At 60.8% G+C, this 13,383-nt stretch carries 12 protein-coding genes and 1 tRNA gene; 1 reads left to right on the top strand and 12 read right to left on the bottom strand.

All coding sequences use genetic code 11. The annotated features are described in order from the left end of the window. Window positions 1–77: 77 nt before the first annotated feature. The 3 genes from EN885_RS01955 to EN885_RS01945 all read right to left on the bottom strand — a co-directional run bounded on the left by EN885_RS01955 (window position 78) and on the right by EN885_RS01945 (window position 2,026). Complete coding sequence (locus EN885_RS01955; RefSeq protein ID WP_128242445.1) at window positions 78–1,229, bottom strand: nucleotidyltransferase family protein; 1,152 nt, start codon at window positions 1,227–1,229, stop codon at window positions 78–80. A 232-nt stretch (window positions 1,230–1,461) separates the two neighbouring features. Further along, window positions 1,462–1,536 (bottom strand) — tRNA-Gln (locus EN885_RS01950). Window positions 1,537–1,681: 145 nt separating this feature from the next. Next, window positions 1,682–2,026, bottom strand: a complete 345-nt coding sequence (locus tag EN885_RS01945) for a VOC family protein (protein ID WP_126103203.1) — start codon at window positions 2,024–2,026, stop codon at window positions 1,682–1,684. Window positions 2,027–2,236: 210 nt separating this feature from the next. On the opposite strand from EN885_RS01945, the gene ppdK reads away from it, so the two are divergent. Then, window positions 2,237–4,915: a pyruvate, phosphate dikinase gene (ppdK, locus tag EN885_RS01940; RefSeq protein WP_128242444.1), complete on the top strand. Its 2,679-nt coding sequence runs from the start codon at window positions 2,237–2,239 to the stop codon at window positions 4,913–4,915. 180 nt (window positions 4,916–5,095) lie between these two features. On the opposite strand, the gene EN885_RS01935 is transcribed toward ppdK, so the two are convergent. From EN885_RS01935 to EN885_RS01890, 9 genes are all read right to left on the bottom strand, one after another. Next, a complete protein-coding gene (locus EN885_RS01935; RefSeq protein WP_128242443.1) occupies window positions 5,096–6,838 on the bottom strand; it encodes a VirD2 family relaxase/mobilization nuclease in 1,743 nt (580 codons plus the stop codon). 367 nt (window positions 6,839–7,205) lie between these two features. Next, a complete protein-coding gene (locus EN885_RS01930; RefSeq protein ID WP_245492982.1) occupies window positions 7,206–8,084 on the bottom strand; it encodes a lytic transglycosylase domain-containing protein in 879 nt (292 codons plus the stop codon). A 10-nt stretch (window positions 8,085–8,094) separates the two neighbouring features. Beyond that, the gene (locus EN885_RS01925) at window positions 8,095–8,415 is read right to left on the bottom strand and encodes a DUF736 domain-containing protein (RefSeq protein ID WP_128242442.1); all 321 of its coding nucleotides are present in this window, start codon (window positions 8,413–8,415) and stop codon (window positions 8,095–8,097) included. Between the two features lie 45 nt (window positions 8,416–8,460). Beyond that, a complete protein-coding gene (locus EN885_RS01920) occupies window positions 8,461–9,021 on the bottom strand; it encodes a S26 family signal peptidase (RefSeq protein WP_128242441.1) in 561 nt (186 codons plus the stop codon). Next, complete coding sequence (locus tag EN885_RS01915; protein ID WP_128242440.1) at window positions 9,018–9,665, bottom strand: DUF2840 domain-containing protein; 648 nt, start codon at window positions 9,663–9,665, stop codon at window positions 9,018–9,020. Before EN885_RS01915 ends, EN885_RS01920 begins: the two co-directional genes overlap by 4 nt. 17 nt (window positions 9,666–9,682) lie before the next feature. After that, window positions 9,683–9,973 carry a helix-turn-helix domain-containing protein gene (locus EN885_RS01910; protein ID WP_128242439.1) on the bottom strand — a complete coding sequence of 97 codons (291 nt, stop codon included), beginning with the start codon at window positions 9,971–9,973 and terminating at the stop codon, window positions 9,683–9,685. Between the two features lie 136 nt (window positions 9,974–10,109). Then, window positions 10,110–10,787, bottom strand: coding sequence for a DUF2285 domain-containing protein (locus EN885_RS01905; RefSeq protein ID WP_164897759.1), 678 nt, complete (start codon window positions 10,785–10,787; stop codon window positions 10,110–10,112). Between the two features lie 350 nt (window positions 10,788–11,137). Then, window positions 11,138–11,470 carry a DUF736 domain-containing protein gene (locus EN885_RS01900; RefSeq protein ID WP_128242437.1) on the bottom strand — a complete coding sequence of 111 codons (333 nt, stop codon included), beginning with the start codon at window positions 11,468–11,470 and terminating at the stop codon, window positions 11,138–11,140. Window positions 11,471–12,287: 817 nt separating this feature from the next. Next, on the bottom strand, window positions 12,288–13,223 hold the full coding sequence (locus EN885_RS01890; protein ID WP_128242436.1) for a DUF2493 domain-containing protein: 936 nt from the start codon (window positions 13,221–13,223) through the stop codon (window positions 12,288–12,290). Window positions 13,224–13,383 lie beyond the last annotated feature (160 nt).

Below are 13,383 nucleotides of genomic sequence, written 5' to 3'. Positions count from 1 at the left end.
GCACCAATAGTCAGGCTGCATCATCAATCGCGGTAGATTTTCTTACGATTTTGCGGGATCATACCCGCAGATAGCAGTCACCTGTTCGGGGTGTGTAAGTACTTTAAAAACCCGGTCGTGGCCCGGCGTAAGTAGAGCCAAGGTAGCCAGGATGTGTTTGCCTGGCGATATTTTTGCCGCATATGAATTGCGGGCGGGAAGAGGAGTTCGGCCAGAAAACCGGACTTGTTCCGTACGCCTCTCGCGGCCTGGAAGTCCATCCATATTCGGTTCACCCTGGATCCGCTAAGATAGCACGAAGCGGTTTCTGTCGGCCCAGGACGGGAAAGCGCGCCAGACATGGCTTCGGGTATAGTGGTATGAAAACGGGCTCGGGTCGCCTCGATGCCGTCCAGGCAGGCCGCCCGCAGTCCTTTACGCTCGGCAAATTTCACAAACTCATTGCGTTGTGACGGCGATAGCATCGAAAACAGAAGCTGAATATCGTAAAGCCAGATCAGTCGATCGCCGCCATAATATTCCACGCCATCGACATAATACAAAGCGTGTTTGTGGACCGCTCGATGCATGCAGGCGAGCACGAGCGCGTGCACTGGATCAGCTGCGAGGGCATTCGCGCTCAAGTTCGGCAGTGGCCGGGCCACGGAGCGCAATTCTTCATACGAGAACAGATTTGACAAGAGTGTGGAATTGGTGATCCGCCAATGCAAATCGAGGGTGTGTTCCTGATTGGAGGCGGGGTCTGTCCAGCTATAGCTCGTCTGGCCGCGGATGACATCCGCTCTTGTTCCCAGTTCACGAAACCCCAGGGTCTCTAACGCTTTGGCTACCCGATCACGCGTGTCCGACGGTACGAGGAGGTCCGTGTCACCTCTTGTACGAAGGAAAGACGTCGGATAGACACTGTAGGCTAAGGCCGTGCCTTTGAACAGAATTGGATGGATCCCAATAGCCGCTAGCCGCTCCAGTACTTGTTTCAGCATGTACTGGTGGCGCATCTCCCACAATGCTTGAGCAGTGGCCTGCTGACGACAAGTAGCCAGGATAACTTCCGGCCAACCCATGTCAACGCGTTCGCGATCTGCAATATAGTGATGAAGTAACGCCTGTACCCCGTGATAAGCACTTCGCTCGATGAAGCGGGCCGCGAAATTATTGTCGCCGTATTCCGGCCAAGTCGGATTTTCGCCACGTAAGGTAGCACAAAGCAGCTCTTCAATTCCCTGCATGACTAGAGCTCCGTTGCAGAGATCCAACAGCGCCCTTGAGCCCGGCGCTCTGGCAGATTGTTGTCATTCGTTCGGGCCTAGCCATCTGTTCGCTGCTGCGTTCATCGCAAGCTTTGGTCGTGACATGGTCCTGATGGGCATTGGCGACGGGGCTGTCAAGTTGGCATCGACGTAGCGTGCCGGCATTACGAAGTGGCTGCTGCACATGTGTCCAGAATGGACCTGTGAGCGATGGCTGGGGCGCCAGGATTCGAACCTGGGATTGTCGGTACCAAAAACCGATGCCTTACCACTTGGCTACGCCCCAGCAGCGGGAACATGCCCGTTGCGCGCGGCCTTATAGGACGAGCCGACGGAAAGCTCAATGCCGAGAATAGCGGTGCGCGGAACTGATCCATCGGTTCCCGCAGATAGGAGTTCGGACATTATCCCCTGCTGTCAGGCCATGGCGTCTACTCGCCCCAGACGGCCATTTCGTTGCCGGCCGGATCGACGAAATGGAACCGCCTGCCACCAGGGAACGAAAAGATCGGCTTGACGATCGTGCCGCCGGCATTTTCGACGGCGCCCAGGATTTTTTCCAGGTCCTCGGAATAAAGCACCGGAAGGGGCTTGGCGGGCGCTTCGCCGGCATCAGCCTGGAAGCCTCCATCAAGACCTTCCGAAAAGGCCGAATAGGTCGGCCCATAGTCGGTGAACGACCAGGAAAAGGCGGCGCTGTAGAAAGCCTTCAGCCTGTCCAGCGTTCCACCAGTTGCCGGCATTTCCAGATAATCGAGTTTTCCGGTCAGTCTCATGGCGCCACCTCATGTTCCTATTATGTTCTACTTTGGTGGCCGATAAGCCGCAAGTCTTTTTGGCATGGCTTTTTCTTAATCGATTGTAGAAGCCGGGTGGCTTTGCCGACGCCTTGCCTTTCGCACTGCAGCATCATATCGCTCGGGTAGCGACACGGCGAAACTTCGGCTTCGTCAATCTTTTCAATCTCCTGCAACCGGAGAGCAAGCATGACCAAATGGGTCTACACCTTTGGCGACGGCGCCGCAGAAGGCCGTGCCGGCGACAGGAACCTCCTGGGCGGCAAGGGTGCTAATCTCGCCGAAATGTGCAGCCTGGGCCTGCCCGTGCCGCCGGGATTCACCATCACCACGGAGGTCTGCAACGCCTACTACGCCAATGAGCGCTGCTATCCGGCCTCGCTGGAAGCGGATGTCGCGGTCGCCCTCGATCATATCGGTCGGCTGACCGGGCGCCGTTTCGGCGATCCCTCGAAATTGCTTTTGGTGTCGGTGCGTTCCGGTGCCCGCGCTTCCATGCCCGGCATGATGGACACCGTGCTCAATCTCGGTCTGAACGACGAGACGGTCGAGGCGCTGGCCGCCGATTCAGGCGATGCGCGCTTTGCCTATGACAGCTATAGGCGTTTCATCCAGATGTATTCCGATGTCGTCATGGGCCTCGACCATGAGGTGTTCGAGGAAATCCTCGAAGACCAGAAAGGTGGGCTCGGCCATGAGCTCGACACCGAACTGACCGCCATCGAATGGCAGGGCGTGATTGCACTCTATAAGGCCAAGGTCGAGGAGGAACTCGGTAAGCCGTTTCCGCAGGATCCGAACGAGCAGCTCTGGGGCGCGATCGGCGCCGTGTTTTCGAGCTGGATGAACAACCGCGCCATCACCTATCGGCGCCTGCATGACATCCCCGAAAGCTGGGGCACGGCGGTCAACGTCCAGGCCATGGTCTTCGGCAACATGGGCGAGACTTCGGCCACTGGCGTCGCCTTCACCCGCAATCCGTCGACCGGCGAAAAGATGCTCTATGGCGAGTTCCTGGTGAATGCGCAGGGCGAGGATGTCGTTGCCGGCATCCGCACACCGCAAAACATCACCGAGGCGGCGCGCATTGCCGCCGGCTCCGACAAGCCGTCGCTGCAGAAGCTGATGCCGGATGCGTTCCAGTCTTTCGTCACCATTTCCGACCGTCTGGAAAAGCACTACCGCGACATGCAGGATCTCGAATTCACCATCGAGCGCGGCAAATTATGGATGCTGCAGACGAGATCCGGCAAGCGTACCGCCAAGGCCGCGCTCAGAATCGCCGTCGAAATGGCGCAGGACAAGCTCATTTCGAAAGAAGAGGCCGTGGCCCGCATCGATCCGGCCTCGCTCGATCAATTGCTGCATCCGACGATCGATCCGGAGGCCACGCGCGATGTGATCGGCATCGGCCTGCCGGCTTCTCCGGGTGCTGCCACCGGCGAGATCGTCTTTTCCTCCAACGACGCCGAGGAGCTCAAGACGCAAGGCCGCAAGGCGATCCTCGTGCGCATCGAGACCAGTCCCGAAGACATCCACGGCATGCATGCGGCAGAAGGTATCCTGACTACGCGTGGCGGCATGACCAGCCACGCCGCGGTGGTCGCGCGCGGCATGGGCAAGCCTTGTGTTTCGGGCGCGGGCTCGCTGCGCGTCGACTACAGGGCCGGCACGCTGATGGCGATGGGGTCGACGTTGCGCAAGGGCGACATCATCACCATCGACGGCGGTAACGGCCAGGTGCTGAAAGGCGCCGTGCCGATGCTGCAGCCGGAGCTCTCGGGCGATTTCGCCGCTATCATGGAATGGGCCGATTCCGTGCGCCGTATGAAGGTGCGCACCAACGCCGAAACGCCGCTCGACGCGCGTATGGCGCGTTCCTTCGGCGCCGAAGGCATCGGGCTTTGCCGCACCGAGCACATGTTCTTCGATGGCGACCGGATCGTCGCCATGCGTGAGATGATCCTGGCCGATACGGAAAAGGGCCGGCGAACGGCGCTCGCAAAACTCTTGCCCATGCAGCGCTCGGATTTCCTCGAACTGTTCGAGATCATGGCCGGCCTGCCGGTGACGATCCGGCTGCTCGATCCGCCACTGCACGAATTCCTGCCCAAGACCGAGGAAGAGGTGGCCGAAGTCGCCGCCGCCATGAACGTGTCGCCCGACAAGCTCCGGCAGCGCACCGAAGCCCTGCACGAATTCAATCCGATGCTTGGCCATCGCGGCTGCCGGCTTGCGGTTTCCTATCCCGAAATCGCCGAGATGCAGGCGCGCGCCATTTTCGAGGCCGCCGTCGAGGCCGGCAGGAAGGCCGGCGCGCTGGTGGTTCCGGAAATCATGGTGCCGCTGGTCGGCCTGGTGAAGGAACTCGACTACGTCAAGGCGCGGATTGATGCCGTCGCCAAGAGCGTGATGGAGGAAACCGGCGTCAAGATCACCTATCTTACCGGCACGATGATCGAGCTGCCGCGCGCGGCGATCCGCGCCCATGTCATCGCCGAGGCGGCCGAATTCTTCTCTTTCGGCACCAACGATCTGACCCAGACCACCTTCGGCATCTCACGCGACGATGCGGCCTCGTTCCTGGAGACCTATCGTCAGAAGGGCATCATTGAGCAGGATCCGTTCGTGTCGCTCGACATCGAGGGCGTCGGCGAACTGGTCCGGATGGCGGCCGAAAAGGGCAGGGCGACACGGCCGGACATCAAGCTCGGCATTTGCGGCGAACATGGCGGTGATCCGGCATCTATCCATTTCTGCGAAAAGGTCGGCCTCGACTATGTGTCGTGCTCGCCCTACCGCGTGCCGATCGCCAGGCTGGCTGCTGCTCAGGCGGCGGTGCAGGTTGCGAAGAATGGCGGAAGGTAACTTCATCCCAACATTTTACGCCTTAGAGGGACATGCCAACAAACAACTATACTTAAGGCCGTTCAGCGTGGCTCGCCGCTCGCCTCCTGGCGAAAGTTCGCCCTGCTGCGCAAGTCAGCGACCGTTGTCGCCTCGTCACTGATGCGAAGTTCCCCAACCGCCTGAGTAAATCGTGCTGATTCACAACCCGACGCCGCACTTCCTTCCTAAGTTCCAATCCACGCCGCCCCCATTGGCATGCGCAACCCCAGAGACTTGATTGCCGAAGCGTTTTTCGAGCGACGGTGACCAAGGCACGAGCCTAAAGCCCAGCCCATCATCAATCATCGCGAAACGGCCGGAAGCGAGTGAGAAACGCCGCCGGTAGATGCCGGCCACATGATCGCCATTGGTAGCTTTCGTGAATGACATACCGGTTTCAACGGCGAGCCGCCCGCCGAGCGAGTCCACTTCGCGAGCGCGCAGTGCTTCGATCAAGTTGGGAGCGAAGATGATGCGCTGACCATCGCGCCGTGCGAAACCCTGATTGACGAAGTGCTCGGTGCGGCTCTTCAATGCCCGCCTCACTTCCCTGCCAAACCCGCCCTCGCCGAGCTCGAATGGCTCGCGCGCGATGAGTTGCCGGTCGAGCCAGGTCGCGCCGGAAGCATGGATCTGTTCTTCGATCGAGAGGTCCGAGCGGACGACGAGTGCGACACGGCCACGACCTTTCGCACCCTCGTAACGACGCAACTCTACGATTGAGCCCGGCGCGGAGTCTCCGGTGGCGTCGAGATCGTGGAAGCGAATGTGATGCGTACGTCCGTCGATACCGTCGACAATGGCATAAGCCGAGCCACGCAGTTTATCGTCCAAGCCGCGTTCCAGCAGCCGGCCGATAACTGACGTGTCGATTTCCTCGGCGGCTAACACATACGCGCCCGCTGCTTTGTCAATGCCGTGGCTAGTAAGGCTGCGGTGCACGCGTTTGATAATGTCGCCACGATCGCCGAGCGCGCGCAAGCTGGACTCCGCTTCGGCGACCATGACCCATTGGCCGGGGCGGACCTGGTTGGCGAGGCCAAGTTTCTCAAGCTTGCGGAGCCGTCCAACCTTGGCGGTCAAGAGCTCTTCCGGCTGACGATCGGGATGCGGCGCCACATCGATGACGCCATGGTCATTGGCATCGCGAACTAGCTGGCGGTCGAGCTGAGTCCAGCGCTCGGTGCCGATCTGCCGATCTACGGTCCGACGGATACCTTGGTCGGTTCGAAGTCCTAATGTCTGGGTGAGGATATCGCTTGCCCGGTCGCGCAGGCCCTTGCGAATGTAGTCACGCGAAATGACGAGGTTCTCACCATCGTCGGCGACGCCACGAACCACGATATGGATATGCGGATGTTCCGTGTTCCAATGGTCGACGCCGAGCCAGTCGAGCTTGGTTCCGAGATCGCGCTGCATGTCGACCATGAGGTCACGGGCTAGGCTCCTTAGGTCACCCAACTCGATGGCATTGTCCGGCGAGACAATGAAACGGAAATGGTGCCGGTCGTCCTTGCATCGCTCGGCAAAGGCGCCGTGGTCGGCATCGTCCGTGTCCGGCCCAAACATCTTCGCCTTCTCGCCGTCGCGCGTGACACCCTCACGTCGGAGATATTTGAGATGGCCAGAGAGAGGTGCCGAGTTCCTGAACTGACGGACGACACGCGCCTTGACGACGGCACCGCGCGAGTGCCCGGTGATGAGGCGATTGGCACGGATGCTCGCCGCCCGGCCTCGGCCGAACGTCGAGGCGCGTGGGGAGATGACTTGGCCCTTGCGCGAGACATGTCCGCCGGCCCGCTGTGCGGCCGCGAGCGCCTGGAAAATGAATGGCCGTGCCCGCTGTCCGGCGCGGGAACGAATGCGGCCAGGCCGGACACGAAAATCATCGTCCCGGTTCATGGCCGCTTTTCCCGCGATGTGCGGCGTCTCTTGAAGAGATCGAGAAAATGGCGATAACGCACATCACAAATTCCGACGCACATCGCAAAGCGAGGCGAAAACCGTAAGAAAAACAGCCGAATGACCGAGTTGCACATCGCGGCCCTTTATCCTGCCATCTCTCCCCGTATTCCCTGGGGCCAGCCCTCCCACCGCATTTTCTGCGGCGCAGCAGGTCAAAATACGATTGACCAAGAATGCTGGGCTCATCGCGCTGTCACGGCAGAGCGCTGGATAAACAGGCTATTCGCAGCGGTTTTCGGAGAAGATGCATCCCCATGGGACGAACCGGATCGCTGAGAATATCGTTTCATCATCAACATCCGTGTCATAGCGATGCCGCGGCATTCCGGATGCGGCCAGTGTGCGCGAAAACCGACGAATGAAGTGCGCTCGCTGTACCTGCTCTTTGCCGTGCACGCGTCGAAATGGGGACCGCACCGTTGATCAACGGAGCGAGTTTCCTGACGTAGTCGATCGTCTCGCGTGGCAGCGGTCGACCTCGCGTAAGATACTCTTGATAGCGCATTGGACCGGCATTGTAGGCGGCGAGAAAACCATTCCTGCCGAAACGGTCGAGCATCTCGCGGAGGTAGGCTGCACCGGCAAGAATATTGTCGCGCGGCTGATAAGGATCGCGGCCGAGCCGGTACCTGATGCGCAGTTCCTCCCAAGTACCCGGCATGATCTGCATCAAGCTCATCGCGCCCTTGCTCGACATCGCGCGAACATCACCAAAGCTCTCGACATGCATAACGGCGCGCAGCAGCTTCTCAGGAATGCCAAAACGTTTCGATGCTTCCCGGATATACGTCGACCAGGGCGAGGTTTTGCCGTTAGAGCGCGCCGGCCGCTCACCATACGCAGGAGGTTCCGCACAAACAACCGATGCAGAAGCGATGAGCATAACGCATGCGCACAGCAGCATCATGCCTCGGCGAATGACAGCGAGCACACCGCTGTCGCGATGCGCCACTAGCCTGCCGCCGTGCTCAATTCCGTCAAGGGAAAGGCTTGGCCAGCCGAACTTGCTTGCCGCAAATTGCCGGCTGGTGAGCGTTCGCAGCGATTGGCAATCGTACGGCCGCCCTTGACCTCCGCTCCGCGCGCCAGTTGCCCGAGGGGCAATCGGGTCGAAGGGTTTGACATGCGCCTGGTCGATCAAAGGGTTTGACTGGAGAGGCTCGCTGCGGCGCAATCTGTGCATTAGATCGACCTCACTCGTCGCGCTTCGACGGACGGCTCCAGTGCAGGCCCCAGACGCTTTTCTCAGCATTGGACTGAAACAGATTGGCGCGAATCGGCTGCGTGAAGGACGGGTCGTCTATGGAAACAGAGAGATAGGCGCCAGCCTTCCCGCCGGTGCGATTCCAAGCCGCGCCAATCTCCATGCCTTCGCAGAAGACCCGATGATCCGGCGCGTTTTCGGCATCTGATTTCTCGGCAGGCAGGATGGCCAGTTTGGTGTCAAGTGTCAGCGTGCAGATGTTGCCAAAGAAGCCATCATCGTTACGGGTGAAGGTGCCGATCTGAGCCATTGCGGTTCTCCTTTCATGAGCGTTGACGATGATTGACGCGAGCGTTCACGGCTCGCCGGGAAGGGAATTGTTGGAAACATTCGGCGTTGGAGAGGTGCCGTCGGTGACCCAGACAGGGACCGCTCGACCGACAATCGAAGTGAGCGGCAGCGCACCGAAATACCGGCTGTCAAAACTGTCGGCCGCGTCCCGGTTCATGAGAAAGACTTCGTCGTCGGCGATCACGCGGCAGCCCTGCCAGACGGGTAAGGGCCGCCCGCTGCTGTCACGCCCGCGCGCATGTCCGAAGGTCACGCCGTCAGCAATGATGTCTGCGTCTTGTCGGCAGACCGAGGCACCTGCAAGTGCCACCACGTACTTCAGAAGAGGCACCCCTTTCGGCAGATATCCGCGCGCGGCGAGGAAGTCCGCCAATGGTTCGGGCGACATGACGACGGCGATATCGGCAACGTCGATTCTGTCGGCCGGCTCAACCCGGTAGAGCCCGATGGGAACGCTCGCTGATGCGTTCCAGATGAAGCGAGGCCGATGGCTTGCCCAAACTGGTGCGGCGACCAAGGTCGCACCGCCGAGCATCATAGCGATGATCGTTCGGCGCGCGCTCATAGCTCGATCCGGCAGAGCAGAAGCCAAGCCTCGTGGCGCTGGCGGATGTAGGGCCCGGGCGTCTCTTGCGCAGCGAGGCGGCGGTGGGCATGCCGCCAGTGGCCCGATGATACCTCTATCGCGTCGATACCGATCGCTTCGGCGGCGTCGAAAATCTTCAGCACCATTTCGACGTCCGGCCATCCAATAGCCGCAAGCAGGATGTCAGCGCCGGGCCGCACATAGGCGGCGGTCGAATAGCGTTCGTGGGTAGTGACGGCGCGCAGGATGTCGAAGCGCGAAGCGACTCCGCCGAAATCATTCGTGGCCCAAGGAACGAAGGTGAAGATACCGCCGAGAGCAAGGATTTCGTGCGGTGCCGCCATCAGGCTGGACGTGTGGAGTTCCCTGTCACCAGCATCGATGATTTGCAATGCGGCTGAGATTGGAATGCCAGCATCCCAGGTCGCCCTGGCAAACTCGGGGGTCGCCCCGACGGGGATCAATGCCTCACCCACGCGAAAATCAGTCGGGGTCATGCGGCAGCATTTGGCTAATGAGAAAAACGGCCACGACATGAGATCCCGTGTGTGGTGTGGCACGATCTCACTGGAGTGTGCATGAAGCAGAGCAAACTGCTGCCGATCGGTCCAGCCATGCCGCATTGTCTTTGCACCGCAGATCAGGAGATGCGATCGCGTCTGCCGGCATAGGCAGGTGCGCGGGCGGCATGCGGTTTGGCCGGCGGAACAAAGGTCGCATTCGCATCACTTGTGGAGGTGCGCGCGCCGAGTTCGATCCAGGCGTGAAGGTCGTCGATGTCGTACAGCACACGGCCGCCGACTTTGCGATACTTAGGACCTGTGCCATAGGTTCGGTGCTTTTCCAGCGTGCGAGCGCAAAGACCGACGATCGGTGCTGCCTCCTTCGTCCGCAGGTATCTTTTGGGCGCGTCCGCGGGACCCTTCGACATCGCTCGATCTCCATTCGGTTCTGCTGTCGTCCTGGCCTGCCGGGACGCGCGATACGGACGATGGCCGAAATGAGATACGGCGGGGGAGGGCAAAGATAGGTAGCCGCGTTTTTGCTACCCGTCCGAAGAAGCGGCCTCATCGGTCGGATTTCCGGCTGCGGCTATGGGGATAGAAGAGAAGGTCGCGATAGCCGCCAGCGACTATGCGATCCGCCCTTCGCAGGATTGCGCGCACCTTGTGCCTGAGGTGATGGTCGCGCCAATCACGTGGCGCGACGGGTTCGCGGGAAAGCAAAACCTCTGCAATTCGGCGATAGGCTGCTTCTGCGCGGCGGGCGTCATGAGCGCGTAAATTGAGGATATGCCTGATCTTGGTCTGTTGCGGCAGCATGCCGTATGCTGGAGCGGGTGGTCGACCGTTCAGTGTCCGCCAGAACTGGCGCGCTGCGTCGAGCCTTGTCTCAAAAGCGCTGTCGAGCGGCAGAACAATGGCATCAACGCTAGGTGAACCGCCGCGACTTTGGGCAATCAGCGTATGTCTCGATATCCGGGCCGGCCAAAGCACCTGAAACTCGTCGATCGACTTCCATAAGCGGGCGTTGTCGAGTTCGGAAAATTGAACTGTCTGGTGCGATGGGCCGACCCAGGCAGGCGTCTTCGTGGCTCGGATTACACGCGGGAAAGCCCGCTCAGTCCAGACGATGTTCTCGGCTACCGGCGGACCGTCACCTGTAACTGTGAAATCGCGCGCCCCAACGAGCAGCGAAGTCGGGTGAACCGACAAGGTCTCCGGAATCTGCGTGCCGCGATGCAAGCTGGCTGCACTCGGCGACAAAGGCACCGTTCCGGATCAGATATTCGGAAGCGAACTGTGCAGCTTCGTAGTCGCGCATGTGCGCGTAGGCTGCCGGATCGGTCCAATTACCCTGCAACGTTCAGAGTTCTCCGCGTGCCCGCGTCTGCGGCTTCGGCATCAACATTCAGGGCGATGAGGGCGTTGGGTAGTTGGAGAGTCGGCAAACCGTTGTGCTGATTCAGCAAAGCGTGACGAACGGGCAACGGCGATCAGTTAGCGTACCGCCCGTCACTAGCCTCGCTATTTTGGGTTAACCGATGAGCAAAGCGAAGCTTCCGCCCGGACCCGCCGAGCGGAAGCTCCGCGAGTTACTTACTCCCGTTGCGGCGACCGTTAGGGCGGGACCAGATGAGGCTGTAGCCTTCGCCTTCCTCGTCATCGAAGAGATTGGCGTAGATCGGAGCGGTGAAGCTCGGATCGTCCAGCTTCAGGCCGAGATACTCGCGGCCCTCATTGGAGCGCTTAGACCAGGCGGCGCCGATCTCGACTCGGCCGACGAAGACGCGATGGCTGGGGGCGTTGTCGCTGGAGCCGTTGGCCTCGGGCACGACGCGGACGTTCTTGGTCTGGAGCGAGAGGGTGACGATTTCGCCGGTGAACTCGTTGTTGCCGGTCTTCTTGAAGGTACCAATAGTCGCCATGATAGTTCTCCTTGAACTTTGTTCCGAGCCCGCACCATTGCGGCCTCGATGGCGATCAGTGGGCCGCAGGCGATCGACGCGGCATCGCTTGCGACCGCAGCGTCAGCGGAGGATGGCGCGAGAGCGAGTTTCTTGTTTCGCGAGGAATGACGGCGCAGCCCGCAGGGGAAGAAAGTCGCGTCCGCGCCATTGCGGCATAGGCGATCGAGGCGCAGCCGACCTTCGGCCAGATCAGCCAACTGAAGAGGCCGTTTTGGAGCGGTCGCTCGGACGGAGATCAAGAGAGAACTTGGCGACACGGTCGATACCGCCGAGATCTCGGTTGTGACGGCATCGCCGTCGATGCTCCCTTACACAGGCATTCGAGAATTCGGAATCTGATACCTTATGGCGCGCTCAAGACCTGGACACCGACAGCCCAGCGTCAGCTTGGCATGTGCGTGGACCGAACCTCATCTATCGCCGCAATGAACGGACTCACCGTGGTCGGGCTGAACGGTTCGTCCGCGTCAATCCTGTGCCCGCCAATGTCGCGGCGATGCTGGCGGCTGGGCAAATCCAGTGTCTAGTCTGCTCCGGTCGTCTCGGTGTGTTGAGCCTCGCGCAAGTCCCGGTCTGGTCGGACCGGGCGTCACCATTCGCATCAGTGCCGTGACCCGCGGGTGATTGCGTCCGCAACGGGAAAGCGAGTCTCGATTCCATGGGCCTAGTGGTAGCGCGGCGGGCGCGACCAAAGCGAACGCGATGGAGATGCGTGCCTAGACCGGTCGGACGAACGAGCAGGAATTGGCCAACTACGGGGGCAAGGACGCAGCGCTCACGCGCCGCCGCCTTTCGGGCGGAAGTCGAAGACCGGGATGCCGAGCTTTCTGGCCTTGTCGGCGAGATTGTCCTGGATGCCCGTGCCGGGGAAGACGATGACCCCGATCGGAAGCACGTCCAGCATGGCGTCGTTGCGCTTGAACGGAGCTGCCTTGGCGTGCTTCGTCCAGTCGGGCGCGAAGCCGATCTGCGGTACCTTGCGATGATCGGCCCAGCGCGACGCGATCTTCTCGGCGCCCTTCGGCGACTTACCATGCATCAGCACCATGTCTGGGTGCTTGGTGTGGACCTGATCGAGCTTCGCCCAGATCAGGCGGTGGTCGTTGAAGTCGAGCCCGCCGGTAAAGGCGATCTTCGGGCCGGGTGGCAGAAGGACTTCGTTCGTGGCACGCTTTTTCGCAGCCAGAAAATCGCGGCTGTCGATCATCGCAGAGGTCATCGCGTTGTGGTTGATCATCGAGCCGCTGCGCGGTTTCCAGCTTGATCCAGTGTAACGCTCGTAGTGCTCGGCGGCCTGGTCGCGCATCAGCTCGAAGGCGTTCTGACGCTCGATCAGCGTCTGCCCCTCGGCCGTCAGGCGCTCCAGCTCGACGGATTTCACCTCGCTGCCGTCCTGTTCGCGTTGGCTGCGGCGCTGTGCCTGCTCGTTGTCGTCGAGTTCCCGCTCGATCCGGCCGGTGGCGCGATGGAAGACGTTGACGGTCGACCAGAGCAGATCGTCCAGGTCGGGCTCGAGGCGTGTGCTTTCCAGGGTGACGATCAGGGCGTCGAAGATGTCGGCGACGGCGCCGGCCACCATGTGACCTTCCGGAAGCGGCCGGGGATCGGGTTCGTGCGCGAAGGGACGATAGCCATAGAGCTGAAGTTCAGTGAGGAGGTGATCGGTGGGGGAAGAGGCGTGGTGCGGTTCGTGGTCGTCGTGCTCGCTCATGGGATGCTCCGTCGGTTCGACCGCGACCCTCGCGGCCTTCATGGCGACGAAAGCCGGCGGGCGGACTGGACCTGCACCCGCAGCGAAGCGGAGGGCCGAAGCGTCAGCGGAGGATGCCTAAGGCCGGCTATTTTGCCTCGCGATGGAAAGGCCCGCAGGG

Source organism: Mesorhizobium sp. M6A.T.Cr.TU.014.01.1.1 (assembly GCF_004022765.1).
GTDB lineage: Bacteria > Pseudomonadota > Alphaproteobacteria > Rhizobiales > Rhizobiaceae > Mesorhizobium > Mesorhizobium mediterraneum.
The sequence above is the reverse complement of the archived record's forward strand: the minus strand, read 5'-3'. Positions and strand labels throughout refer to the sequence as shown.

Excerpts from the sequence above, each read along its gene's own strand:
- EN885_RS01900 (WP_128242437.1), bottom strand. The coding sequence starts at position 11,470 with ATGGCGACTATTGGTACCTTCAAGAAGACCGGCAACAACGAGTTCACC.
- EN885_RS01890 (WP_128242436.1), bottom strand. The coding sequence starts at position 13,223 with ATGAGCGAGCACGACGACCACGAACCGCACCACGCCTCTTCCCCCACC.
- EN885_RS01915 (WP_128242440.1), bottom strand. The coding sequence starts at position 9,665 with ATGCGGCATGGCTGGACCGATCGGCAGCAGTTTGCTCTGCTTCATGCA.
- EN885_RS01925 (WP_128242442.1), bottom strand. The coding sequence starts at position 8,415 with ATGGCTCAGATCGGCACCTTCACCCGTAACGATGATGGCTTCTTTGGC.
- EN885_RS01910 (WP_128242439.1), bottom strand. The coding sequence starts at position 9,973 with ATGTCGAAGGGTCCCGCGGACGCGCCCAAAAGATACCTGCGGACGAAG.
- EN885_RS01930 (WP_245492982.1), bottom strand. The coding sequence starts at position 8,084 with ATGCACAGATTGCGCCGCAGCGAGCCTCTCCAGTCAAACCCTTTGATC.
- EN885_RS01935 (WP_128242443.1), bottom strand. The coding sequence starts at position 6,838 with ATGAACCGGGACGATGATTTTCGTGTCCGGCCTGGCCGCATTCGTTCC.
- EN885_RS01945 (WP_126103203.1), bottom strand. The coding sequence starts at position 2,026 with ATGAGACTGACCGGAAAACTCGATTATCTGGAAATGCCGGCAACTGGT.
- EN885_RS01920 (WP_128242441.1), bottom strand. The coding sequence starts at position 9,021 with ATGAGCGCGCGCCGAACGATCATCGCTATGATGCTCGGCGGTGCGACC.
- ppdK (WP_128242444.1), top strand. The coding sequence starts at position 2,237 with ATGACCAAATGGGTCTACACCTTTGGCGACGGCGCCGCAGAAGGCCGT.
- EN885_RS01955 (WP_128242445.1), bottom strand. The coding sequence starts at position 1,229 with ATGCAGGGAATTGAAGAGCTGCTTTGTGCTACCTTACGTGGCGAAAAT.